Origin of the sequence: Paenibacillus sp. W4I10, assembly GCF_030816325.1 — a bacterium.
Lineage (GTDB): Bacteria > Bacillota > Bacilli > Paenibacillales > Paenibacillaceae > Paenibacillus > Paenibacillus amylolyticus_B.
In genome coordinates this window covers 3,487,678-3,511,390 of sequence record NZ_JAUSXX010000001.1, presented here as the reverse complement: position 1 = coordinate 3,511,390, position 23,713 = coordinate 3,487,678, and the positions used below count along the sequence as shown (strand labels likewise).

Below are 23,713 nucleotides of genomic sequence, written 5' to 3'. Positions count from 1 at the left end.
GGCCTTAGTCTATCTTCTATGGAGGTAATATGAAAAGGAAATTGCTATTTATACCTGTCATTTCTTTGATTTTACTTTTGTTCGGGTGTTCATCGTCCTCTGGAAGTTTTGCTTCAGATAAAATGATAAAATTAAAGGAAGAAGTCTATATTACAAGCAATGACACTATTACAGAGGATGAATTAGATGAACAAATAGGTGAGATAGAAATATCCTCAACGAATGAGAGTGATCATGATGATGAGAACATTATAAGTTCCAACACATACAAAGTAGGTACAAAACTATTTAAAATTAAACACGAAAACAGTACTGATATGATTGCTGTAGAAGATTCTTCAACGAGATATCTCATCGCCTATAATAACAAGTATACAAAAAAATAGTATATTTGATAAACTGAAGGGCCCTGTAGTCTGAGATAAATAACACCTCCGAGAGAGTGCAACCCTATCGTAAGATGTGGAGCCTAATTTTGGAGGTGTTTTTACTTGTTAGAGGGTGAAGTAGGAAGAGTTTATCACAGGGGGAGCTATGGTTAATTTACGGATGATTTGTGCGGTATATGAGAACGGCGGAGTTAGTGAAGTAACTTCCGTCGCTTGAAATCACGATCAAAACATTTGCTATCGTCGCTTAGTTACACGATGCTTTATGGGGTTTATACTGAGCGCTCTTGTAATCGGAAATTAGCCCCTGCTCTTTCATAATTTTCCCAATGCGACGTCTGGAGACGGCGTCTCCTTGTTTGTGGATTGATCTTTACGGGGGCAATAGGCTTTACGATTATTGTAGAAAATTCGATAACCGCTAATACGGTTAGTTCATCCGATTTCGTTTGATTCTTACCCTCATAGGAGTAGGGTACTTTTTACAACAGCATATATGTTCCGAAAGCATCGGAAGGTCATCTGATTCCCTAGGGGATGAAGAAGGGCCTTCCTTTTATTTTTCCGAATTTGGTTCAACAACATAACCTTTCCAAATGAAGGAGAATTTCCTATGAGTAAATATGCTACTACTGAAAAGACGATTACCATAACTAAAGGTTCCGCTGAGTTACTACACCTCCATATCCCATATAACCCAGCATATATTGAACGGATTCGTCGGATTAAGGGCAGAACGTGGGAAGCCAAACAAAAAGTGTGGATCATCCCTTACACCGTAGCTGCTCTTCAGGAGTTCATGAATCAATTTGATCCTGCTGACGTTCTGATTACCCCAGAGTTGTGGGTGGAAAATGAGCATTTACAGCAATGGAAAGCTAGTAAGGGAAACCATCCATGGAGCAAAGAGCCGTTACAGAAGGCACTAAAGTTACGAGGATACAGCCGCAAAACGATTAAAGCGTATTGTAATCAGGTGGAACGTTTTCTGAGTAGCTTTCCCCTTAAAGATAATGAGGTGACTACTTCCAAAGTTCAGACGTATTGTTTGGGCTTACTTGAGCGGGGGATTTCCCATTCAAGCGTGAATCAGACCATTAGTGCTATCCGTTTCTATTGCAAACATGTACTCCATCACCCTACGGAAATCCAGTATATTCGTCCAAAGAAGCAAACTAAGCTGCCGCAAGTATTGTCCGAAAAGGAAGTCACTCAATTGCTCAAATCCGTAACCAACTCTAAACATAAGGCCATTTTGTTTCTAACCTATTCTGCTGGACTTCGTGTAAGTGAAGTTGTTCGTCTACAGTGCAGGGATCTGGATATTGAAAGGCAAACACTCATCGTGAGACAGGGGAAGGGGCAAAAGGATCGGAGAACGATCCTACCGAGCCTAGCGTGGGATATGGTGCAAAAATACATCACTGAATATAGGCCAAATCGTTGGCTCTTTCCAGGGCAATCTTCTGATCGGCATCTTACGGAGCGGAGTGTGCAGAAGGTTTTCGAAGAAGCTAGACAACGGGCAGGCATTGTGAAAAAGGTGAGTATTCATGTATTGAGACACTCTTTTGCTACTCATTTGTTGGAAAACGGAACAGACCTGCGCTATATTCAGGAGCTCCTTGGTCATACGAGTGCATGAACAACTCAGCGATATACGCATGTTAGTACGAAAAATATTCAGCGTATTCAGAGCCCGCTGGATCGTTTGGATCTTGGAGATTGAGTACTCCTATAAATCTACCTTTTTCACCAAATTCTTCTTCGCAAATACTACAGCATCGGTTATCATATACGTAGTTTACATATCAGAGAGGATCTGTGGTATTTACGAAGTGCATAAATAAGATGTTATCTGAAAGATCGGTAGACCTTTAAAAAGAGAAGAATTAAAAAAGGGGATAATAAAAATGGATGAAATCTACTTTTTAAGACATTACCTTTCGTCTCTCAAGTATCGATTTTCAAAAGCAATTTTAAATGCTCCAAGTAATTACCCGAATTATGAGCTCGGTAACGGTGTAAGAACTCCAATTGAAATTTTGGCACACATGTCTGATGTCATAAGATATGCCCAATCCGTTTTTGATGACCAAGTACAACTTAAGAAAGAATCAGGAAACTGGAATGACGAAGTACATACATTTTTTAATGAGCTGCATAACTTAGACAATTTAATGAAATCAAATGGAATACCCAACAAAGATAGAATTATTGAAAAACTGATTCAAGGACCATTATCAGATGCAATGACACATGTTGGTCAATTGTCAATGATAAGAAGAATGGCTGGAGATTCAATACCTGGAGAGAATTTCTTTATTGCTGAAGTAAATGTTGAATAGTGATTGATAGTAGTTCAAGCAGACCGATCCTTCAGATAACACAATATTCACGCTTCGGGCCATTCGGCCCTCGGTCCGCCAGAAGTTAGATGTGGATTCGGGGAGGCAATTGCAATAGCGGGGAAGCCTATTCAGCCGGACACATCCGCACCGACTAAGCGCATCGCGCCCGGCGACTTCGTCGCCTTAAGTCGGTGGGACGTCGTGAACACATTAACGTTATGAGAAAGGACTTGCATAGTGAATCTTAAAAAATACGAAAAACAATTATTAAACTCACTAGATAAATTCTTAGAGAAAGGGACAATGATAGTAAAATATTATGGAGTTCAAGATCCCCATGGGGATCACATAAACGATTTTGTTTATTTCTGTTTTTCGAAATCAACAAAATCGTTAAAATCAATAATTCTTTTAATTAGGAATGATCTACACGAAGATGCAATGAGCATAGTTAGAACAATCTATGAGAATTATTTATATGCAAAATATTGTTTGCAGTTCCCTCAATCTATAAATAATTTTGTTGTTTACTCATTAGGCAAGGACGCCGGAGTCTATTTTAGACCAAGTCGAGGGAAATTGCTTGATAGAGATGGACAACAAATAATGGACTATGTTGAGTTAACTGTGTCTGAGATGGCAAAGCAGTTAGGTGAAGGTTCGATACACACAAAAGTCTATAACTATTTAAGTGATTTTACTCATCCTAATTTTGTGTTGATTGATGCCTTTCTGGAGAATGGTATGTTTACAATTAACAAGGATTCTTACAAATACGATGTACTAATATACTCATTATATTGTTATCTTAAATTAACAGAAGTTGTAATGATATTAGAGGATTACGAAGAGGTAGCATTAACCAGATGGCTTCCATGGTTAATAAGTAAAACTAAAAAGCAGTTAATTGAAATTGTAAATACTGAAATAGCAAATATAGAACATGATATCTTACATACTTCTGATAAAGATGAAATGAAACACTATGAGGAAGTAATAACCTATTATTCAGATCTTATAAAGAACATAATCGAGCCAAATCAATGAAGGCAAGTCCCATCTCATAACATAATATTCACGCTACGGACATTCGTCCTTGGTCCGGCATTCGCCGGACACTCGACATGCGTCGAGTCGTGAATACAGGAACGTTAGGCGAAATCGTGAAGAGAAAGGAAGAAACTTTATGGAAAAGCATGTTAAAGAGCTTTTTACCTGGAAAGTGCTTAATGAGGCGGCTCAAAAGTTTAATATTGTTGAATCAAGTCTTAAAGACTTAGAAGGATTCCAAAACTTTGTTTATTTTGGGAAGTCAAATGAAACAAGTGTTGTCCTCCGGGTAACACATAAATCACATCGAAGTGAAGAAGAGATTTTATCTGAAATTGATTTTATTAATTACTTGTCTAAAAATAATGTATCTGTTTCAAAAGCTGTGATCTCTATTGATGGGGAATTTGTAGAGAAAATAGATAATGGGGAATTTTATGCAACTTCTTTTGAGTTTTCTAGTGGACGAAAGGCTAGAATCGCTGAAGAAAGCAATTTGTTCTATCAAAGAGTTGGTAATTATACAGGAAGAACGCATAAACTTTCAAAGAATTTAAATCCAATAGATGATTTAAACAGGAGACAATGGCATGAAAAAGAGTTCCTTATCAATATGAAAAAGTATTTACCTGCGGAACTTTCTTATGTAATTGACAAATACGAAATTCTAAAAAATGAACTCAGCCGGCTTCCAAAGAATACTGATTCGTATGGAATTATCCATGGAGATTTAAATCATGGGAATTATTTGAACGTAGACGATGATGTAGTCTTTATTGATTTTGATGAAGCCGAATACAGTTGGTTTGTTAGTGATATTGCTATTCCTTTATTCTATGAAATTCCGATCCCCTGGGTAGTAGATGGAAAACAAAGGTTAGAGATAACCAAGAGGTATTATTATAATTTCATGGATGGGTATGTAAAAGAAAATACAATTGATCATGCATGGTTAAAATTAATACCTGATTTTATTAATCTTAGACAGTTTGGAGTAGTTTCAGCGATTTATAGAAGTTATAATTTTCATAATTATGACAACTGGAGTGATTGGGACAAAGAAGCGTTGAAATTTTATTTGAACAATATCGAGAATGATATCCCTTATATTGAAATGGATTTTTGTAGGTAATTCAATGCGGCATCGCCTAACATTATATTCATGCTTCGGGGCTTACGCCCCTTGGTCGTCCAGATGTACAATCATAGGAGATAACTCGGACGACACACGAGCCGACCTAAGATAAGAGCTATCTAAGGTCGGCTCGCGTCGTGAATACAGAAACGTTATGTGAAACCAGCGAAAACTCTGATAAAGGAGTTTTATAATGAGTGAATACAACCTTATTACAACAAAGAATAGTGTTAAGCCGAATTATGATATTAGCAATAAAGATTTTTATTTTGAGATATATGTTAGCCCTGGTGAAGAAGTATGCCTATTGGGAAAAATAGATAATAACTATATTTGCTGGTGTTCGATAACCAAGGTCACACAATTAAATACTAATGAAGAAATAATCAATCACTTGCTATCACAATCCACTGAGCGACTGTATTCAAGCCACTATCAAGTGTTGGGATCTCGTTATGAAGAAATTCGAAAGTGGCACTCTTTTATTGTTACAAAGCATTGGCAAAAAGGTCAGTACTGGTATAGGTCTCCTGTAAGTAATTGCTTTTTCGGTACTCCTCCCTATAATAATGGTTCGTTTTTGGCGAGAGAAATACAGAAATTCTTCCTGATGGAGCTCAGTAAGTGTCAATATCGACTTATTGATAATGTTTATATAAAGGTACTTAGTAGATATAAAGATATCTTAATGAAGGAGAATAGCCCGGAATATTATCTTGAGATGTTACCCATCAAAGAGATCATAAATTCAGAAAGTTATCTAAAGTTATGCTCTAATGATGAAATCAGAATTTTATATCTGGAATGTTTTGACCAATGTACTAATTTATATAATTTGTATATGACTGCTTCACGTTAAACCCATAAGTAATTCGAGGAAGTCGTTGGAATCACATAACAACATGTTCACGCATCGGGGCATTCGCCCCTCGGTCCGGCAGATGTAGTTGGCAGGGAAGCAGTGGCAGCCGGACACACTCGACTTCGTCGAGTGTCGTGAATACGAGAACGTTAGGTGAAATTCCAGTGAGAGTTATAGGCTATGAGATGGTATAATATAAGCATCAAACAGAGGAGGGACAATGATGAAATGGCAAGAAGTTCAACAAATTTTTCCGAATCAATTCGTCAAATTCGAAGTTCTTCATTCTGAAGAAACCGACAATCAAGAGATCATTGATGATGTGGCTGTGATTGGCCCGATCAGTGATGAAGAAGCGACTCGTGAATTATTGAACAGTAGAGACAAGACTTTGGTTTATCATACTTCCAAAGATCAAATCGTTGTGAAAGTACGGAAAAATATAGGATTAAGGAGAAATCTTTAAATGAATATTGAATATAGAGACGGACTGTTATTTACGGAAATAACAGTCCATTTTAATAAGCAAAAGAAAGTAATATCGAACATTGTGATCGATACAGGAGCCAGTCACAGCTTGATTTCACAGGATGAAGTAGATGAGATTGGGATACAAGTGAGTATGGACGATGAAATCATAACCAGCTACGGGATTGGAGGTAAAGAGCATTCCTTCAGTAAGCGAATCGAGGAAATACAGGTAGGGGATTTTATTTTAAAGGATGTATACATAGATTTTACTTCATTTAAATATCACAACATTAACGGACTTTTGGGACTCGATATACTGACGGAAGGAGAATTTGCTATTGATCTAAAGGAATTTAAATTACTTCGTTCATAAGAGATAAAAGACGTATTGAATCTGAATCTATAAGAACGTTTACACTAGAAAGGAAGCCTGTACAATCATCAAGCCTCTAGGAGGCATTCGACCTTCTTCAAGGAAATTCACCACCATCATATCCACAAGATAAACGGGAATGAGCTGTAGACTAAGGGCCTTTTATTCCGTGCTACAGAAGTTCGTCGGTATTCTCAGTAACTTTGCGAATTACTTCTTGTGTAATATACTTAGTATATTAATATTATGATGTCAGGGTGGTTTTGTGGAATTGCATTTATACGAGCAGATATATAGCTATATTGTACAAGAGATTAAAGAAGGTCGTTTAAAAGAAGGTGACCGGGTCTCTTCTGAAAAAGAGTTGGCTGAACAATTTGGCGTCAGTCGTATTACATCTAAAAAGGCTCTGGAGAAATTGGCGGATTCTGGGGTTATTAAACGAATACAAGGAAAAGGTTCATATGTGGCCGATGGTATCATTGGAGGACAAGAACCGAAGCATTATTCAGAGGTAAGAACAACTTTGGTTCCTGAGGACGATAAGCGGTTGATCGGATTTATTATACCGAATTTTTCTGACGAGTTTGGCCTGCAACTTCTTAGATCGATGGAAAAGCGGAGTGCTGAGCATAATTATCAACTCATTATCAAGCGAACTTGCGGGGATCGGGATGAGGAAAAACGTGCGATTGACTTATTTATTGGTTTAGGCATCAAAGGATTAATCGTGACCCCCATTCATGGTCAACACTATAATTCTGAACTGCTTCGACTTGTATTAGATCGGTTTCCAATTGTTTTGGCCGATAGATATCTAAAAGGAATTCCGGTTTGTTCGGTATATACAGATAATAAGAAAGCAGCCATGGATCTTACGCGTCATCTGATTAGCAAAGGTCATAAAAAAATTGCCTTTTTATCTCCGCCGGAAGAGAACACTTCAACATTGGAGGAAAGGCTGCTCGGATATACGTTTGCCTTCACCCAGGAAGGAATGAATTTGAACAAAAACTATGTATTGACGAACTTGAAGGGCACCCTTCCCAAGAACATAAATGGAACAGCGATTGAAAGTGATAAAGAAACAGTAAAGCACTTTTTGAAGCAGCACCCTGATGTAAAGGCGTTTGTCGCATCGGAATTTCTAATAGCTACCATGCTGGCTCAAGTCATCAACTCGATGGGGAAATCTCTGGAGGAATTCGAAATCGTTTGTTTCGACTCCCTGAACGATTACCTGGGTCAACCCATCTTCACTCATATTAAGCAGGATGAGAAGCAGATGGGTGAATTGGCAGTGGATATGTTAATCTCTCAATTGCATGGAACAGCAGTTCCCGAGCTGAACATTATTAAACATCGTATGGTCGTGAAAAATAACGGGTAGGGTTTATACAAGTGCAGCTAAACAAAAGCAAGGATATTGTTCAAAGTGTCGAGAAGTCCCGAGGGGCTTATCGGCACTTTTTTTGATATCAGAAATATAAACTTCGAAGCAGGGGACCTTCCTGACCTGATATCCCAAGAAGACCCTCTTTTAGACGCGATCTGTCTTCTATGAAGTATGTCGATAGGCGGTTTTCTTATGGTAAAGCCTGTTTCACATCAGGGAATTGGTTAGGAGACCGGAGATTAACCAACCTTGAAACGCGATTTCTATATCTAAATTATAGCCATACATCATGAATAGTGATGTCGTAATATTGCAATTGACATGTTTTATGATGTCATATTAATATACTTAGTATAACTAGTGGGTTCTTATAACAAATTCACGGTGTTCATCATTTTCTGATTTTAATAGTTCATATCACCAGAGTTGTTAGCGCTTACATAAGTTGTGGATGATCAGAAAATGAAGTGGATCCTATAGGAATTCAAGTTAAACGAATTCATTTAACTTAAGGGGGACTTTGAATGAGGAGATCCAAAAGATTCGCATTTCCAATTCTTGTTTGCTTTCTGGTTATGTTACTACTTGTAACGGCTTGTTCAACGAAGGGAGGCTCTAGCGATCAGGCCGGAGAGGGGATTACAACGGTTACGATGTGGCATGGTCTTACCTCAATTGATTTAGATAATATGAATAAAGTCGTGAAGGCATTTGAAGAGAAAAACCCTACCATCAAAATGAATTTGGTTTATACAGAATCCAACGAGGGATCCGATCAGAAGCTGCTGACTGCAGTCGCAGGCGGCAATCCTCCTGACGTTGCACTTTTCGACCGTTTTAAGGTCGGTACTTGGGCTGCGCAAGGTTCTCTGACTGACTTATCCTCGATGGCAGCAGAATCCGGAATTCGTAAGGAAATGTATTATCCATTTGCATGGGAGGAGTCCAGTTATCAAGGAAAGCTTTATGCAATGCCGATGGATACGGACTCTCGCCTGCTATTTTACAATAAGGATCATTTCAAAGAAGTAGGGTTGGATCCCAACAAACCACCGCAAACGATCGCCGAGCTTGAAGCGGCCGCCGATAAGTTAACCATCAAGGAAGGTAAACGTTTCAAACGGATCGGGTTCATCCCATGGTATTCGCAAGGCTGGCTGTATACTTGGGGATGGGCATTTGGAGGAGAATTCCAGGATGCTGCCACCGGCAAAATTACCGCAAATGATCCTAAAGTCGTTGAAGCATTACAATGGATGACCGACTTCGGCCAAAAATACAATGTCGAGGATATTGCCGGATTCACAAGCGCAGCTGGCTCGGAGGAAATGGATCCGTTCATTTCAGGTCAAGTCAGCATGAAGATAAGTGGAAACTTCACGGTGAAGGGTATCGAAAAATTTAAGCCGGATTTAAACTACGGTGTTGCACCCATACCGACCCCAACAGGTACTAATTTTACGACATGGTCGGGAGGCGGGTCCGCTATTATCCCTAAAGGCGCCAAGAACGTCGCTGCTGCTTGGGAATTCCTCGAATTCTTAGGGAAAGAAGAGGGGCAAACGTTATTAAACGCTGACTCTCAAATTTCCGTTATCGATTCGGTTAACGACAAATACGGTTACAAGGACGATCCGATTATGAAGGAATTTATTAATATTTTGCCCAATTCACATAACCGCCCGGTTATTCCTGAAGGACAACTGCTGTGGAATGAGTTAGCTTCCGCTACGGAAAAGGCTACCCGCGGTAACGGTACTCCGAAAGAGAACCTGGATAGAGTAACAGAGACTGTTAATAAGGCTTTAGAAAAATACGACAAATAGGGTGCTCGGTAGGCAGGGAGCGAACTCTCTCCTTGCCTATTCATGAATGACAATTGGAAGGAGAATGTACATGGCGAAACTGGCCGATCCAGTTCAAGTAAAAGCAATTCCATCGGCAAGGAAACGAGCACTCCACAGAACTAACGTGATTGGGTGGCTGTTTGCTTCACCTTGGGCTATAGGGCTGCTATGCTTTTATGCAATTCCCATGCTAATGTCCATCTACTTCAGCTTCACTACTTACAGCATTCTGCAGCCTGGTGAATTTGTCGGAATGAATAATTATAAAGAGCTTTTTCATGATCCTTTGTTTTGGAAATCCATATACAACACGATTTATTTTACGGTATTTTTTGTTCCATTAAGTATATTTTTCGGTGTGGCACTCGCTATGATGTTGAATATGAAGGTCAAGGGAATGGCTATATTCAGAACGATCTTTTTCTTGCCTACTCTCGTGCCACAAGTGGCTCTGGCTGTTCTGTGGATGTGGCTGTTACATCCAAACTTCGGATTGGTGAACGGGATGTTAGCGAATATCGGTATCGATGGGCCCGCTTGGCTTGGTGGTGAGTCGTGGTCCAAGCCTTCTCTCATTCTGATGTCGCTTTGGGGTATTGGGCAAGCTGTCGTTATCTACCTTGCTGGATTAGGAGACATCCCTGAGGAGTACTATGAAGCGGCGCAAATCGATGGAGCTAACTGGTTTCAGAAAACGAGAAAGGTAACCCTGCCTTTGCTCACTCCCGTTATTTTCTACAACCTTGTCATGGGAATGATTGGTGCATTCCAACAGTTTACTCTTCCCTATACGTTGACCAAAGGGCAAGGAACTCCTGCAAATTCCATGACTTTTTACGTCATGTATTTATATGAGAACGGCTTTAGGTATTTCAAAATGGGTTATGCCTCCGCAATGGCCTGGATCTTATTTATTATCGTTATGGCATTAACCGGAATTATTTTTATTACGTCTAAACGCTGGGTTCATTATCAAGGGAAATAAGGAGGAAGTAAGGGATGAATCCTACCGCTATCAAAAGAATCAATCGTGCGTTAGCCTATGTATGTCTAATTGTTGCTTCTGCATTTTTCATGATTCCGTTCATTTGGCTGCTTTCGACTTCTCTTAAACCACTCACACAAATCTTTACATTCCCACCAGAGTGGATTCCGCGTCCAATTCTGTGGAGTAATTATTCCCGTGCTGTTGAGTACATCCCTTTCTGGACATATCTGAAAAACACGGCGATTATAACAATCGTTAGTACGCTTGGTGTAATCATATCCTGTCCCTTGGTTGCATATAGTTTTGCCAAGTTAGAGTACCGTGGGAGAGGTTTACTTTTCTTTGTTACCCTTGCTGTTATGATGATTCCCGGACAGGTGACCATGATTCCTCTATTCCTGTTGTTTACTAAATTAGGTTGGGTAGGAACACCTCTTCCACTGATTGTACCCCAATTTTTTGGAGTGCCCATTTACATTTTTCTGTTGCGGCAGTTTTTCATGGGACTGCCTGATGCCCTGCGCGAAGCGGCCCGCTTAGACGGCGCTAGTGAGTTCCGCATATATTTACAGATCATGTTTCCACTAGCCAAATCCGCCGTCTTAGCCGTGGCATTGTTTCAATTTATGGGGAGCTGGACTGATTTCATGGGCCCCTTGCTTTATTTAACCAATGAACCATCTTACACGGTTTCGCTCGGATTGCAGCAATTTCAGAGTCAAAAGGGATCCGAATGGGGCCTATTAATGGCCGTATCCACCTTAATGACATTACCTATTATTGTTTTGTTCTTTTTTCTTCAAAAGACGTTTATTAGCGGCATTACATTTAGCGGTATAAAGGGTTGAACAATCATTTGTATGAATTAAGCCCCAGCGAAGCGGAACCCCGGGGATGTTAGGACGGACCATTCCGCGACATGGATCGGCTGTTATGGACCCACAGGCATCAATGGCATTATTGATCAGATCGCTCAGGCTCTGTTGGCTTGAGAGGCAGCTTTTAGATGAGGAGAAACATCCAGCTCGTGGTCTGTTCCCTAAGTCGTAAATGATTAGCATAGCCCCATTGTTAAAATTGTAAAATCGAAAGAAAACGTTATGCTGCACCTATGGGACGCAGCAGCGTAACACAAGCTGCATGGCCGATTGGCATCATGCAGCAGGAGGAAGCGCCACGACGATGAGGTCGCGGCGCTTTTTTCGTGCATCACGGCGTAGCTATCGTGATGCACCAAGTGTTGCCATCATGGAAGTGTGCTCGTGATGGCAGCATGAGCACCGCGCTAATGCACGCGGTGCAACCCGATGAGGTGCTGCCCATTGGGCGCAGCACCTCATCCTGACGAGGCGTGCCATTGCACAAGCCGCGCGCCGTTTACCTTTTACCACATTAAAAGCATCATTTAAATCGGAGAAAGCAACATGATATAATCAAAGTAAAACGGATCAAGGCAGGAGAGTTAGAGAGCATGGATGATTTTACGAAGAAACGCATTCAAAAGATTATGGACCATTACACCAAGAATGCTGTACCCGAGCATGTGAAAAGTCAGATTAAGATTAGTTATAAAATCAGAGGGAAAAATGTGACGTTAATGGAAGAAAGACAAGCCTTTCAAAGTGATCAATGGGTACAGATGCCGGTAGCACAGTTCAGATTGGATGAGAAGAAATGGAAAGTGTATTGGCAGGACAGTAAAGGCAAATGGCATTTCATCGATGATATCGAACCGAACGAAAATTTTGAAACACAACTCAAGATCGTTGAACAAGGTCATAACGGAATGTTCTGGGGTTAATTTTTCATATGTCAAATCGGCAACTATTGAAGAGACGGAGGCCACAGAATGGACCCGAAGACATACCTGGCAGAGAATTTTCCAAACCTGACCCTAGAACCGCCCCTTTTTTATAATTGGGATGTTGCAATACGATTCGAACTTGGCGATCCTCTGATGTTTGGAATAAATGAAGAGCATTATATGGAACGAGTTTATCATCGATCGCTTGAATTATTTAAGGCTCTCCATGATCAAGAAGATGAAGTCCTATTCATAACTCAAGCTTATTTTGCAGATAAGCCTAAACACCAAGTGAAGAAGTTGAACCTATATAGTAAATATATCAAGAAGAAAGAGCCGATTAGAGCCTTGAGACTTGAGATATTTCCAGGTTTGGATTGTGAACCGGCTGAGCTCCCAGATCCAAGGAACAACATGTATAGGTACTGGACTAAATGTAGAATTGAGGACTTAAAATATTGTGAGTTAATCAAAGCCATATGTAATCATGATGTTGGAATAAAGCCAATGATTTATCATAGGGTGTATTTCATTAATATAAGTAAGAAAACGATATTTCATATCTATGATGATAGAGGCTGCGATGTTATTTCAGCATCAAGAGAAGAGCTAATGGATATTTATAAAGAATTTAATGATTGGATTTTAGATTATGATCGAGACAGAATTAACAATGTATTTCTAGGATAATGCAGGAAAACCTGAAATTAAATTGATCATAATCCCGAATGGAATGGATGATTGATGATCCCAGACAATTTTCTGATGTTGATCGAGCAGGGATAACGTATTATTTGAAACACTGGTTTGAAAAGAATTTTAAGAGTGTTCCGATGTAAGGAGTACGGATTATGGATAAAAAAGAAAAGAAGTTTATCATTGCTATGATTGTACTTGCTGTAGTTGTATTAGGAGTTATATGGTACCTAAAAGTAGGCTATCTATTAAAGAAACCGGAGATGCCCGAAGCAAATATTGCAATTCAGACCCAAATGGTCAATGGTGGTGCGATCAGTTTACGAAATGCTGATTACACGGAAAATCAAATCAAGATTGGATATGAGGTGAAAGGATTCAGTTTGGAGGAATATAATATTGCTTGTGAGCTTTATCATGACGGACATTTGATTTCAACTTCTGGCTCAGCAGGTGGGGGTTTGATAGAACTGGACGAAAAGCATTATTACTTCATCGGTTATGAGAATATAACTGAAATGATACTGCCTGAATCTATACATCTAGATGTGAAGATTAACGTGATACCCAATGATTTTAGACAAAAATCGATAACTTCATCCTTTGACGTAAGCCTTGATAAAGTCGTGCAATAGATTAAAGAGGGCAGCTATGTCCCACAAGGTCACCGTTGTTTGATGAAAACCTTAATTCAAATGGTACTTCTCCATAACGGAGTCACGGAAAGTTTCGTATTCTGATAACTCTTGTACAGTGGAGGATTGAGGTACACTATATTGAGTTATCCCTTCAAGGCTGAATTTGCCTAAGTTATCATTGATTAATCCATAATCACCAAAGGAGTTTTTCATCAAAAAGAGCACACTTGTATCACCCTTCTGCAATTCTACATAGTCATCAGCTGTATATTTAACGTCTCCTTCCAGGCTGACGGGCTCGATGATTGTTAATTCGTTCTGATCTGAAGGGAAATCGTCGGGTTTCTTTAATATCTTTTCAATCTTGATGTTTGTGTTGGTGTGAAAGGATTGCATGGTCCCATCCTCAAATGCAGTAATAACATGCTCTCGATCTCTGAAATCTTCTGTTGCATAACCAATAACGATCAGTTCAGCAAACGCATCCAGCTTATCTATTTCATGAAATATTAAAGAGTTGGCTGAAAGGTTGACGACTTTATGAATGGGCACGTCCGATTTCGATTGACCATTTACGTAAGCGATTGCACTAGCAGAGATAGCCAATATGAATAATATAGAGACTAGTACAACCTTCCTTTTGAAAAAAGACATGATCTCATCCTCTACGTTAGATTTAACTTCTTCTTTTAAAAGCATCTTGCTTCATTTCTACTATACACATATCTGAAAATTATTGTAAATTAAATGTCTAGCAGAATATCAATTCTGAATTCAGAATCTAAAATAAGCGTGACCATAAATTTTGATAGAAGAAATTCAAGGAGGGTCCTATGAAGACCATCGTTTATATGGTTAGACATGCGGAGTCACCGTATACAGAAGGAACGGAAAGAACGAGGGGGCTTACCCTGCAGGGCAAGATGAATGCAGAACGAATAACGGAAATATTAACGAATGAAGGAATACATTCCATCATCTCAAGTCCTTATGCCAGGGCTATTCTGACCTTAGAGGGTGTGGCAGCAGCGTTAGAATTAGATATTCAGATCATGGAGGATCTCCGAGAAAGACATTTTTCAGATGATATGATTGCGGATGAAGAGTTCGAGCCTGCTTCGAAGAAGATGTTTGATGACCCGGATTATGCATTGCCAGGAGGCGAGTCGAACACAGTTTGCCAGAATAGAGCAGTGGGCGTGTTGAAACAGATTTTAGAAGAATACAAGGGTAAAAAAGTGGCGATCGGCACACACGGACATGTAATGACGTTGATGATGAATTACTTTGATTCGAGTTACGGATTGGATTTTATGAATCAAACCAAGAAACCGGACATTTATCGATTACAATTTGAAGAGATAGAATTAGAGAACGTGACAAGGCTATGGGGCGAATAGGGTGAAAGTGAATAGGCGAGAACGCTTGTTCATAATTTTGGTTACAGGTAAAATACAGACATCATTATATATGGAAGGGATTGATTCTATTGACGTTACAAAACTTGTTTCATGAAAAACCAACGAAACTATGGAACGAGAGAATGGTTAAACACGGAGATGAGCTTTTCACAGAAGAGAGATTACTCATGTCTGATCAAGCCCTGGATACATACTTGCACCAATTAATAGCATTACAAGAAACGAAAGATTCTGAGCGCATGATGAAGGCTGTAGAAGAAGTTGTGGTTAGGTTTAATGAAATGAATGAGGCCAATGGTTACTTTATTGAAACGATGGAACGTGAAGAATTGGCTGATTTTATAGACAAGGCGGCTAGGCTGACTGGATTAGACATTGAAGAGGATGAAGATATTACGGAAGAATGGAGAGAATGGTAAACGGTGTAACAGAAGAGGAGATGGTACCGATTGAATCAACAGGAATATGGCCGCTATTTATTAGCGATGGGTGGAGAAGAATTCAAGCCAGCGGATGATGCTGAAGTTGAAGCAGACCATCTTTACGGATTTTTTCAGTGGTTTATGCCATCGGGAGCAGGCATTGAACGTGTGTTTGAGACTATTCCAGACGGTCAGCGTTTTTTGGATAGAATACGTCCGATCTATGAGATGTTGAATCCTGAGGACTTCGCCGGCGAATATGTGCCAGGATATTTCAACGGTGGAAATGAGCCTGCTTCTGAGGCAATGTTGCGTGGTCTGGGGGAGAAGCTGGTTCAAAATTTGAAGAGTCTTTTCTCCATGGTTCCGGAAGATGACGAAGCGGCTGACGTAGCAAATGAAGCATTACAAGATTTGGCAAGTCTTACGGAGGTCGTTGTATTACCTACAAGCGAAATTAACAAGCTGGAGCAAAGATTGATTCAAGGCACGGATGAAGAAGATGGAGAGGTCGTTTACGAAGCACTCGGAGAACTCCTCAGTTCGCGCAGTGATTATGATGAAACCATCGAGCTATTAAGCGAAGCGTACTATTCCATCGCTTGCGATTATTGGATATCCTACTACTTGCAGTGGCCCCGCTATCAAGGTCTACAGGAGGCGGAAGACTGCCTGCATCCTTACTTTGAGCTATACCGTTATGGCTATAATCTTCATTGGACTCAAAATAAGCTATTCATCGGCAGACGCTAAAGAATGTTGGGGTTTGAAACTAGTAGTCAAACAGTCATTAGTCAACAAGAGGACAAGGATAAGAAGAATGAAAGAGGAGTAGAAGAAGCAGAACTCCTGGGTAGACATTAGTTAAACGGAGAAATTCTAAGCGCTTAAGGTCAATTTGAATATTCTACCCAACAAGGAGTTACTGGTATGAAGATAGAACCGAATAAAGAGTTTGCTTGTAAGATGGGTATTATGCTCGATAGTAAATTAATCTGGTACAAACACTTTCATCCTTTTTGTAATGACATTATCCTTGAGTACACGAACCCGCCGTTCTGGATCATAGAACTAGCCACGGTGCGTTATCAAGGCAGCGCTATTGAAATCGTTAACAAATATATTCACTCAGAACCTTGTATTACTTACTACAATAGTAAACTTTTCGATCAATACATTGCTTGTTTGTACATAAAGTACGACAGAAGAGAAATATCCTGGGCCAGCTTTCTGCTGGAGTCTGGCCAGTATGCTGACAGTTGTGAAGCTGTGAAAGAGCCTTGTGAATATTTCTTTGAATTATTGACTGAATATGAAGCCGAAGAATTTAACATTGAGGTTGAACATAAACAAAGAGAAGAAATATGGGGTAAGTTTCGGGGCGAAATTCATGAAATGCAGGAGCTCTATGATGTGTTTAGGGAGTATTTTAAACAATATACTATGAAGGAAAGAGAAGCATCAAAATAAAATTTGCATTATGATTTCGTTGAAAAAGTGATTCATCGGACACGTAAATCACTGACAAGGAAGAAATAGAGACCTATTTATTCGATTTTGCTTCTAGGATGTATAACAGCTTATAAGGGAAGGCCTCATGACATGGGATCAAATGAGTTGAAATTTTTATTGTTATGTGATCTGAATTGCAGCACTAATTTTAATGATAAGGGTGATCGATATGGAACGAGGACTCATTATATTTTTAAACGGAACATCAAGTTCGGGGAAGACAAGCATTGCGATGGAAATGAAAAATCAGGGAGATATTCCATTTCATCATCTATCGGTAGATCAATTTTTGCATAATTATGATCAGTTTATCGACAATACATATCCAGATATGAAACCAACAAGAGAAGTGGAACACCATGTGATGACCGATATCCTGTTCGACCCCATCAATTCGTTGTACTGTGCAACCATTAAACTGTTTTCGGAGATGGGTCTGAATGTCATCGTGGATACGGTCATCAGCAATGACAAGTGGTTTAACGATTTTTATGAGTTACTATCGGATTATCCGATACTGTTTGTAGGCGTGCAGTGCTCGAAAGAAGAACTCACCAGAAGAGAGCAGAGCAGGGGAGATCGCGAGATTGGACTTGCCCATTCCCAGTTCGACTACATCTACTCTTATGATGAATATGATCTGGAAGTGAATACGGAAGAGCTTAGCTCAGCTGCATGTGCGGAAAAGATATTAAGCTATATGAAATCCGATCAGGAATACTCCGCATTTAAGAAATTAAGCAGAAGAGACTGAAGCTGATTGTGTCAGATCATATGATATCCATTCTAATGAAAGTTAGGCGTCCGGCCAAATCTTTTTCTTAGAGTTGCCAGGACCTAATAAGTAGATTTCATCAACATTCCCATAAGTATTAGAAAATGAAATTGTGAAGTCTTTACTACCACCGATAGGAAGTTTACTGCCTTTAATCTGAATGTAAAGTGAATTGTTATGATGTGAAAGGTAGTAGCCATGATATCTGCTAATACTGTCTGCAAATCCACCTTGTATAGTAATAAGCTCAGGAGAAACTTCAGTTCTCGTAACCATTGTCTCGTCAGGATCGATAACCTTGTTCAACATATAAAATCCAATGATAATAGGAACAAAGACAATAATAACTGCGCTAACAATAATGCCATACTTCATGCTTGGTCGCATACTCGTTATTCACCTCCATAATTAGAGGATAGGAATCGATGTCTCAATACTCAATGGGCATCGATTCCTTGTGTTCGATAAGAACAGAATTCTACGTTTAGCAATAGGAGGCTCATTTGAATAATATACTAATTCATTTTTTTGTATAGAGATAGGGGGAGGTTACGGATGGAAACTAAAGCTATGAATCCAGAAGACCATATCCAACATATGTTGCAGGTGATCATCGAAAAAACACAATCCATCATTAAGGATAGCAATAAACAATCCTTCGGCTCACTGGAATATTTCCTGGGACATATTGTAGACTATCGCGATGTAAAGCAATACCTGACAGATGAGTGGCATATCCGTACACCGCGCTGGTTAGGGGAGTATGGCAATACGCCAGAGGAAGAAGAGCTCCTTTCAGACATTTACCGACTGCAAGCATACATCACCGAAACATTAAAGGGTGGATAAGCGCTCATAATGTCGCATTAGTCCGGTTCAAATGTCGCAAAAGTACATGGTAACCCGATACGGAGATCGTATATACTCTCTTTATGTTTCGATAATGAAAATCATTATCAGTAATATACATAAGGGGGATTCATCATGAATCAAGGAACAAAGGGGCAAGTGGCTGGAAGTAAGGGCTATGCAGCTCACAAATCACGATTACTTATGGGCTTGATGCTGGCCCTTATTCTTGTATTGACGGCTTGCGGTGCCGCAACAGGTACAGATAGCGGTAAGCAATCTGCGGTAACACCAGCGGAGACACCTGCGAATGCGGAAACGCAGACGGACGGAGCTTTTCCTGTAACGATCAAGGGTATGAAGGGTGACATTACTCTAAACGAAAAACCACAGAAAATTGCAGTGCTTGATGTTAAGTTTCTGGATCAAATGTTAGCCGTTGGCGTGAAGCCGGCAGGCAGTGTTATCGCTGGAGGTAATACGGATTTTCCAGAATATTTAGGAGACCAACCGAATGGCGTAGAAGTTCTGGGTACACGGGACGAGCCTAACCTGGAAGCCATTGTTGCACTCGACCCGGATCTGATCATCATGACCGACTTTCAAGAGAAACAGTATGAGAGTGTAAGTAAAATTGCTCCTACCTTAGTACTTGATTTCTACGAAGACTGGCGTGATACGTTAGCTACGGTGGCCCAAGTTACAGACAAGCAGGACGAGGCAGAGAACGTGCGCACAGCGTATGAAGACAAAATTGCCGGGCTGAAAACAAAATTGTCAGAGAAGCTGGGCGATGAAACAGTGGCGATCATTCGTCCTCGAAAAGAAGGCATTCGTGTGCACGGAATTGAGCACCGCATTGGCGGTATTATGTATAATGACTTGGGACTGAAGATGCCTGCTTTGGTGCAGGAGATTAATGAAGATGGTTCCGTAGAAATTTCCATGGAGAAAGTTCCTGAGATTGGGGCAGATCGTTATTTTGTCCTGTCGGATGAGCTGTTTGCAGCAGAAGCAGAGGCTATGTTGACTAATCCAGTGTGGAAGTCCCTCGATGCTGTAAAAAATAACCTTACGTATGACATGAACTCAACACTTTGGATCGCTTATTATGGCCCGCTTGCGATTAATCTGATTGTAGATCAGGCAGCGGAAGCCTTGCTCGGATCGAACTAATATGAACCCATATCTCTCGACAGACTTATGGAAAGAGACGGTAGAGGATCATTCGATTTTGCTTGGTGAGCCGCCTGAACATAGTGTCCGTACCATTGCTTTGAGTGAGTTGCATGACGAAGATGCGTGTCGAGAGTATATCCGCTGGTTTCAGAACTATATCGATGCACCAGACATGAAAGTCGCAGCTTCTATGTTAGCCAAGCGGCTTGGCTATCTATGGACGACTCCGCTCGTGACCGCGATGACGTTTCATCATCAGCATGTTACTTTTCAGCTGGAAAACAGCTTTCTCTATCATCCGAAGCTCGAAGAGCATGAGGGCGGTACACGTTTTCCTTTTCTAGCGGTGAACGGGCTTCAGGCTGAAGAACTGTCTGGAGACAGGAACGTATGGCGGGAAAAAGCGGTCCAGGAGATGTTTGCAGTACAGCTGACACCTCTGTTAAAGGCTCTTGCTGCGATTGCACCTCTTTCAATGAGTATTCTCTGGGAGAATATCATGGTACGGATTGGCCGATTATTCGCTCCTGATGAAGGCGAGACGGAGCAGGAACGTAAGATCATTCGAGAGGACTTCTCCTATCTGACGCAGGTGGCATCCGGACAAGTGTTTGGTGAGAGGAAGAATCCGTTGACCCGCTTCACCGAGTGTAAGGACAATGTGCATGTTGCCAAAAGTGAGCGGATCACCTGTTGTTTCTATTACCAGATGTCAGGGGAATATTGTCTCAAATGTCCGAAAATTGACAATGAGAAAGAATCTCAATTAAAATGACAACAGCAACAATTTTACCATTGCTATTGTCAGGAGATGAGAGAAATGCCGCTGCAAGAACAGACAAGTCTATGGAGTGATACGACGATCAAGATGCTTGACGGGTATAGCGGTACTTTGCAGACAAGCAGTGTTCTTAGCGAAACCGAATTAACCTCGAATGTATTGCTGCTGGCAGTAGGCGGGGAAGGGGAGCTTGCAATGAATGGTGAAGTTTGCCACATTGGAGCTTCTTTTGCTTGTCATGTGTCGAAGGGAACATCCGTTACGCTGACGGCCAGATCAGACGAACTTTATTATATCGTGATTAGGTATAAGGCTTCTTCCATGGAAGGAGCCTCCCATGCGTTGCCCTCGTATCGCAAACACCCGCTGCAAACGTCGTTTATTCAGAACCCCGTTACGCAAGCGGAATGGATTCAGAATGCGGAAAAAATCGTTGCCAAATGGCGTCGCGGTGAAGGGCTGGAACGTTTTCATGCCAATGCATTGCTCCAGGGGATGATCTACGAACTGATCATGGAGTATGAACGTGGTCAAGGCGGAGCAGAGTCCGACATGGTGGATGTTGTCGTGTCCTATATATCATCGCATTATCGCCAGAATCTGGAGCTGAAAGAGCTGGCAGCCCTCGCTGGATGCAGCGTAAGGCAGTTGCAGCGACGTTTCAAACAAGAGAAACAGCTCGGGCCGATGGAGTACGTCATCCAGTTGCGGATGGAGAATGCATCGCGAATGCTGCATCATACGGATGCCTCCATTGGGGAGATTGCTGACAAAATGGGCTATCGCGACATGTATTATTTCAGCAGGGCGTTTAAGAAATATTATGGCGTTCCTCCGCTGCGTTATCGACTTGCTGCCGCTTCAGAATTAGATGAAAACTATGCTCAAGCCTTACTGCGGAATCGCACAGCTTCTTCGTACGAGTCGGCCCAAGGTCCGGTGATCTGCCATATGCGAGGTGAATATCAAGTTACTGAATCGCCACAACGTATCGCCGTATTGGATGTTCAATATGCCGACCATTTGCTCGCGCTTGGATTATCTCCAGCAGGAAGTGTAGGATCGGGAAGTGCGGTGGTTAATTTCCCTCAATACATCCGGGCAGGACTTCAAGGTACCGAATTACTTGGGACGTATGAGTACCCTGATCTGCTTGCTGTAGAACGATTGTCGCCGGATCTGATTATCTGTACCGAGGTACATGATCAACATGTTGAACGGTTAAGCCGAATTGCTCCAGTAATCATGTTTAAACGTAATGAGAGCTGGCAGACTATTCTGAGTCTGTTCGGTGAACTGACAGGCAAGCGAGAAGAGGCCAAGCGTATACTTGCGGATTATCATCGACGTACTGCGTTGCTGTCCGATGAACTGGCTCAGGTACTGGCAGGTAAAAGTGTGGCACTGATCCGTCCGCTGGACTCTCTCGTTCGTGTACATTCTGCCGCTCATCGTACAGGCGCTGTGCTGTACCGTGATCTGGGTCTGCCGGTTCCACTATTTGTAGCAGATACCGACGACACAGCCTATCATATCTCTGTTGATAGATTACCAGCTGTCCAAGCCAGCCACTACTTTCTGCTTAGCAATGAACTCATGCAGGAGGGAATATCCACGACAGAGCAACGTATTCGGGGGATGCTTGATAAGGATGAGCGACAGCAAATACATTCGGTAGATGCCGCGACATGGATCGGCTGTTATGGGCCGACAGGTATTAATGGGATTGTGGATCAGATTGAACAGGCGTTGTTGGCTTGAGCAGGTGGTTGCCGGCGCTAGCCCATTTGCAGCGAAAGACGGTACGCTCTACCTTTCAAAAAGTTGATATGTTCTGAAAGTATCGAAGGTCGTCTGATTCCCTATGGGATGAAGAAGGACCTTTTTGTTTGATTACTATAATAAAGGGTTCCACTGAATATTCGCGTCCTGTACAACCCTGCATATATTCAGCGTATTCAAAGCCCATTGGATCGATTGGATAAGGGTTTGAGAAAACTAATAAATCTCCCTTATTCGTCAATTTCCTTTCGCAATTGTAACAATATGGGTTATCATATACGTAGTTCAGGCACTATTAGGATGGAGTATGTTGTATGTGAGAAATACAAAAATTAATCATTGTATGAATTCAATTATAAGATTACGAGGTGATTCAATGAGAAAAAATACTGCAATAATCGTATTAATAGTTGGATTGATAATAAGCATGTACTTCAACTATCAATTCAAAGCGTACAAAGACAATCAAGAAGTGGATTACACGGTTAAACTGAATCATGGAACCGAAATTGGTATAAAAGAATCAATCTACAATTTAGATAATGTGATCAAAAGCTTAGAGGACAATTCTTCGAAGGAAACAGTCATACACGCATTAGGAAATGTGGCCGTATCTTTGAAAGTGGGTGAAGAATCATTCATCTTTTTGGATTCCGACTTCAGGGAAGATCAGTTATCGTCAACCAATTTAATCTATAATGTGTTTAGAGATATGTATACGTATATAAGTGTAGAAATCACAGACGACATTTTATCGAATAAGATATCGCTAGAAAAAGAATCGAGAAATCAACTGATTAAGGATATAGGAGTGTTTAAACAAGATTTGGAGTATATCGATAGTCAATTTAACGAGGATATTCTGAAAGAACAAAGTCCTAAGTGGATTGAAAATAAATGGAAAGAGTTAATTGGAGAGATTGTAAATCGAAATACGGATTCTAAGTTATATGAAAGAATTAAAATGAAATATAATCTATAAGTACTGATGA

General features: G+C 40.7%; 27 protein-coding genes. 25 read left to right on the top strand and 2 right to left on the bottom strand.

Annotated features, from left to right (window positions below; genetic code table 11):
* Nucleotides 1-29 precede the first annotated feature (29 nt).
* From QF049_RS15830 to QF049_RS15760, 15 genes are all read left to right on the top strand, one after another.
* Complete coding sequence (locus QF049_RS15830) at nt 30-386, top strand: hypothetical protein (RefSeq protein ID WP_307538739.1); 357 nt, start codon at nt 30-32, stop codon at nt 384-386.
* A gap of 616 nt (nt 387-1,002) precedes the next feature.
* Nucleotides 1,003-2,034: a tyrosine-type recombinase/integrase gene (locus tag QF049_RS15825; protein WP_307538737.1), complete on the top strand. Its 1,032-nt coding sequence runs from the start codon at nt 1,003-1,005 to the stop codon at nt 2,032-2,034.
* Nucleotides 2,035-2,302: 268 nt separating this feature from the next.
* On the top strand, nt 2,303-2,737 hold the full coding sequence (locus QF049_RS15820; RefSeq protein WP_307538734.1) for a hypothetical protein: 435 nt from the start codon (nt 2,303-2,305) through the stop codon (nt 2,735-2,737).
* A 240-nt stretch (nt 2,738-2,977) separates the two neighbouring features.
* Nucleotides 2,978-3,787, top strand: a complete 810-nt coding sequence (locus QF049_RS15815) for a DUF5677 domain-containing protein (RefSeq protein WP_307538733.1) — start codon at nt 2,978-2,980, stop codon at nt 3,785-3,787.
* Between the two features lie 139 nt (nt 3,788-3,926).
* Entirely contained in the window at nt 3,927-4,922 is a 996-nt protein-coding gene (locus tag QF049_RS15810) for a phosphotransferase enzyme family protein (protein ID WP_307538730.1), read from the top strand.
* Between the two features lie 196 nt (nt 4,923-5,118).
* On the top strand, nt 5,119-5,784 hold the full coding sequence (locus tag QF049_RS15805; RefSeq protein ID WP_307538728.1) for a hypothetical protein: 666 nt from the start codon (nt 5,119-5,121) through the stop codon (nt 5,782-5,784).
* A gap of 226 nt (nt 5,785-6,010) precedes the next feature.
* Nucleotides 6,011-6,253, top strand: coding sequence for a hypothetical protein (locus QF049_RS15800; RefSeq protein ID WP_062326752.1), 243 nt, complete (start codon nt 6,011-6,013; stop codon nt 6,251-6,253).
* Nucleotides 6,254-6,631, top strand: a complete 378-nt coding sequence (locus tag QF049_RS15795; RefSeq protein ID WP_124113507.1) for a retropepsin-like aspartic protease — start codon at nt 6,254-6,256, stop codon at nt 6,629-6,631.
* Nucleotides 6,632-6,896: 265 nt separating this feature from the next.
* Complete coding sequence (locus QF049_RS15790; protein ID WP_307538725.1) at nt 6,897-8,021, top strand: GntR family transcriptional regulator; 1,125 nt, start codon at nt 6,897-6,899, stop codon at nt 8,019-8,021.
* Nucleotides 8,022-8,551: 530 nt separating this feature from the next.
* Complete coding sequence (locus QF049_RS15785) at nt 8,552-9,853, top strand: ABC transporter substrate-binding protein (RefSeq protein ID WP_307538723.1); 1,302 nt, start codon at nt 8,552-8,554, stop codon at nt 9,851-9,853.
* A 70-nt stretch (nt 9,854-9,923) separates the two neighbouring features.
* Entirely contained in the window at nt 9,924-10,859 is a 936-nt protein-coding gene (locus QF049_RS15780; RefSeq protein WP_307538721.1) for a carbohydrate ABC transporter permease, read from the top strand.
* Between the two features lie 14 nt (nt 10,860-10,873).
* Complete coding sequence (locus QF049_RS15775; protein WP_091015157.1) at nt 10,874-11,710, top strand: carbohydrate ABC transporter permease; 837 nt, start codon at nt 10,874-10,876, stop codon at nt 11,708-11,710.
* A 623-nt stretch (nt 11,711-12,333) separates the two neighbouring features.
* Nucleotides 12,334-12,663: a DUF3024 domain-containing protein gene (locus tag QF049_RS15770; protein ID WP_307538718.1), complete on the top strand. Its 330-nt coding sequence runs from the start codon at nt 12,334-12,336 to the stop codon at nt 12,661-12,663.
* Nucleotides 12,664-12,711: 48 nt separating this feature from the next.
* A complete protein-coding gene (locus tag QF049_RS15765; protein WP_307538716.1) occupies nt 12,712-13,356 on the top strand; it encodes a DUF3885 domain-containing protein in 645 nt (214 codons plus the stop codon).
* A 161-nt stretch (nt 13,357-13,517) separates the two neighbouring features.
* On the top strand, nt 13,518-13,997 hold the full coding sequence (locus tag QF049_RS15760; RefSeq protein WP_307538714.1) for a hypothetical protein: 480 nt from the start codon (nt 13,518-13,520) through the stop codon (nt 13,995-13,997).
* A 51-nt stretch (nt 13,998-14,048) separates the two neighbouring features.
* Here the strand turns inward: QF049_RS15760 and QF049_RS15755 are convergent, their stop codons facing one another.
* Nucleotides 14,049-14,606 (bottom strand): hypothetical protein, encoded by a 558-nt coding sequence (locus QF049_RS15755; protein WP_307538712.1) that lies wholly within the window; start codon nt 14,604-14,606, stop codon nt 14,049-14,051.
* Between the two features lie 227 nt (nt 14,607-14,833).
* Here QF049_RS15755 and QF049_RS15750 point away from each other — a divergent pair, with 227 nt between their 5' ends.
* From QF049_RS15750 to QF049_RS15730, 5 genes are all read left to right on the top strand, one after another.
* Complete coding sequence (locus QF049_RS15750) at nt 14,834-15,400, top strand: histidine phosphatase family protein (protein ID WP_307538710.1); 567 nt, start codon at nt 14,834-14,836, stop codon at nt 15,398-15,400.
* Between the two features lie 188 nt (nt 15,401-15,588).
* Nucleotides 15,589-15,840, top strand: coding sequence for a hypothetical protein (locus QF049_RS15745; protein ID WP_307538708.1), 252 nt, complete (start codon nt 15,589-15,591; stop codon nt 15,838-15,840).
* Nucleotides 15,841-15,870: 30 nt separating this feature from the next.
* On the top strand, nt 15,871-16,596 hold the full coding sequence (locus QF049_RS15740) for a hypothetical protein (protein ID WP_307538706.1): 726 nt from the start codon (nt 15,871-15,873) through the stop codon (nt 16,594-16,596).
* Nucleotides 16,597-16,773: 177 nt separating this feature from the next.
* On the top strand, nt 16,774-17,313 hold the full coding sequence (locus tag QF049_RS15735; protein WP_307538704.1) for a hypothetical protein: 540 nt from the start codon (nt 16,774-16,776) through the stop codon (nt 17,311-17,313).
* A 211-nt stretch (nt 17,314-17,524) separates the two neighbouring features.
* Nucleotides 17,525-18,109 (top strand): chloramphenicol phosphotransferase CPT family protein, encoded by a 585-nt coding sequence (locus QF049_RS15730; RefSeq protein WP_307538703.1) that lies wholly within the window; start codon nt 17,525-17,527, stop codon nt 18,107-18,109.
* A gap of 42 nt (nt 18,110-18,151) precedes the next feature.
* On the opposite strand, the gene QF049_RS15725 is transcribed toward QF049_RS15730, so the two are convergent.
* On the bottom strand, nt 18,152-18,517 hold the full coding sequence (locus QF049_RS15725; RefSeq protein WP_307538700.1) for a hypothetical protein: 366 nt from the start codon (nt 18,515-18,517) through the stop codon (nt 18,152-18,154).
* Nucleotides 18,518-18,685: 168 nt separating this feature from the next.
* On the opposite strand from QF049_RS15725, the gene QF049_RS15720 reads away from it, so the two are divergent.
* From QF049_RS15720 to QF049_RS15700, 5 genes are all read left to right on the top strand, one after another.
* Nucleotides 18,686-18,979 (top strand): hypothetical protein, encoded by a 294-nt coding sequence (locus tag QF049_RS15720; RefSeq protein WP_307538698.1) that lies wholly within the window; start codon nt 18,686-18,688, stop codon nt 18,977-18,979.
* Between the two features lie 135 nt (nt 18,980-19,114).
* On the top strand, nt 19,115-20,155 hold the full coding sequence (locus QF049_RS15715) for an ABC transporter substrate-binding protein (protein WP_307538697.1): 1,041 nt from the start codon (nt 19,115-19,117) through the stop codon (nt 20,153-20,155).
* 1 nt (nt 20,156) lies between these two features.
* On the top strand, nt 20,157-20,933 hold the full coding sequence (locus QF049_RS15710; RefSeq protein ID WP_307538694.1) for a (2Fe-2S)-binding protein: 777 nt from the start codon (nt 20,157-20,159) through the stop codon (nt 20,931-20,933).
* A gap of 45 nt (nt 20,934-20,978) precedes the next feature.
* On the top strand, nt 20,979-22,700 hold the full coding sequence (locus tag QF049_RS15705; RefSeq protein ID WP_307538692.1) for an AraC family transcriptional regulator: 1,722 nt from the start codon (nt 20,979-20,981) through the stop codon (nt 22,698-22,700).
* Between the two features lie 397 nt (nt 22,701-23,097).
* Nucleotides 23,098-23,703: an oxidoreductase gene (locus QF049_RS15700; RefSeq protein ID WP_307538690.1), complete on the top strand. Its 606-nt coding sequence runs from the start codon at nt 23,098-23,100 to the stop codon at nt 23,701-23,703.
* The last annotated feature ends 10 nt before the right edge of the window (nt 23,704-23,713 follow it).

What these genes read in the sequence shown, in the direction of transcription:
- QF049_RS15775 (WP_091015157.1), top strand. Translation starts at nt 10,874, where the DNA reads ATGAATCCTACCGCTATCAAAAGAATCAATCGTGCGTTAGCCTATGTA.
- QF049_RS15720 (WP_307538698.1), top strand. Translation starts at nt 18,686, where the DNA reads ATGGAAACTAAAGCTATGAATCCAGAAGACCATATCCAACATATGTTG.
- QF049_RS15770 (WP_307538718.1), top strand. Translation starts at nt 12,334, where the DNA reads ATGGATGATTTTACGAAGAAACGCATTCAAAAGATTATGGACCATTAC.
- QF049_RS15700 (WP_307538690.1), top strand. Translation starts at nt 23,098, where the DNA reads ATGAGAAAAAATACTGCAATAATCGTATTAATAGTTGGATTGATAATA.
- QF049_RS15785 (WP_307538723.1), top strand. Translation starts at nt 8,552, where the DNA reads ATGAGGAGATCCAAAAGATTCGCATTTCCAATTCTTGTTTGCTTTCTG.
- QF049_RS15795 (WP_124113507.1), top strand. Translation starts at nt 6,254, where the DNA reads ATGAATATTGAATATAGAGACGGACTGTTATTTACGGAAATAACAGTC.
- QF049_RS15780 (WP_307538721.1), top strand. Translation starts at nt 9,924, where the DNA reads ATGGCGAAACTGGCCGATCCAGTTCAAGTAAAAGCAATTCCATCGGCA.
- QF049_RS15710 (WP_307538694.1), top strand. Translation starts at nt 20,157, where the DNA reads ATGAACCCATATCTCTCGACAGACTTATGGAAAGAGACGGTAGAGGAT.
- QF049_RS15820 (WP_307538734.1), top strand. Translation starts at nt 2,303, where the DNA reads ATGGATGAAATCTACTTTTTAAGACATTACCTTTCGTCTCTCAAGTAT.
- QF049_RS15760 (WP_307538714.1), top strand. Translation starts at nt 13,518, where the DNA reads ATGGATAAAAAAGAAAAGAAGTTTATCATTGCTATGATTGTACTTGCT.
- QF049_RS15810 (WP_307538730.1), top strand. Translation starts at nt 3,927, where the DNA reads ATGGAAAAGCATGTTAAAGAGCTTTTTACCTGGAAAGTGCTTAATGAG.
- QF049_RS15805 (WP_307538728.1), top strand. Translation starts at nt 5,119, where the DNA reads ATGAGTGAATACAACCTTATTACAACAAAGAATAGTGTTAAGCCGAAT.
- QF049_RS15705 (WP_307538692.1), top strand. Translation starts at nt 20,979, where the DNA reads ATGCCGCTGCAAGAACAGACAAGTCTATGGAGTGATACGACGATCAAG.
- QF049_RS15715 (WP_307538697.1), top strand. Translation starts at nt 19,115, where the DNA reads ATGAATCAAGGAACAAAGGGGCAAGTGGCTGGAAGTAAGGGCTATGCA.
- QF049_RS15750 (WP_307538710.1), top strand. Translation starts at nt 14,834, where the DNA reads ATGAAGACCATCGTTTATATGGTTAGACATGCGGAGTCACCGTATACA.
- QF049_RS15800 (WP_062326752.1), top strand. Translation starts at nt 6,011, where the DNA reads ATGAAATGGCAAGAAGTTCAACAAATTTTTCCGAATCAATTCGTCAAA.
- QF049_RS15725 (WP_307538700.1), bottom strand. Translation starts at nt 18,517, where the DNA reads ATGCGACCAAGCATGAAGTATGGCATTATTGTTAGCGCAGTTATTATT.
- QF049_RS15735 (WP_307538704.1), top strand. Translation starts at nt 16,774, where the DNA reads ATGAAGATAGAACCGAATAAAGAGTTTGCTTGTAAGATGGGTATTATG.
- QF049_RS15745 (WP_307538708.1), top strand. Translation starts at nt 15,589, where the DNA reads ATGTCTGATCAAGCCCTGGATACATACTTGCACCAATTAATAGCATTA.
- QF049_RS15730 (WP_307538703.1), top strand. Translation starts at nt 17,525, where the DNA reads ATGGAACGAGGACTCATTATATTTTTAAACGGAACATCAAGTTCGGGG.
- QF049_RS15765 (WP_307538716.1), top strand. Translation starts at nt 12,712, where the DNA reads ATGGACCCGAAGACATACCTGGCAGAGAATTTTCCAAACCTGACCCTA.
- QF049_RS15825 (WP_307538737.1), top strand. Translation starts at nt 1,003, where the DNA reads ATGAGTAAATATGCTACTACTGAAAAGACGATTACCATAACTAAAGGT.
- QF049_RS15830 (WP_307538739.1), top strand. Translation starts at nt 30, where the DNA reads ATGAAAAGGAAATTGCTATTTATACCTGTCATTTCTTTGATTTTACTT.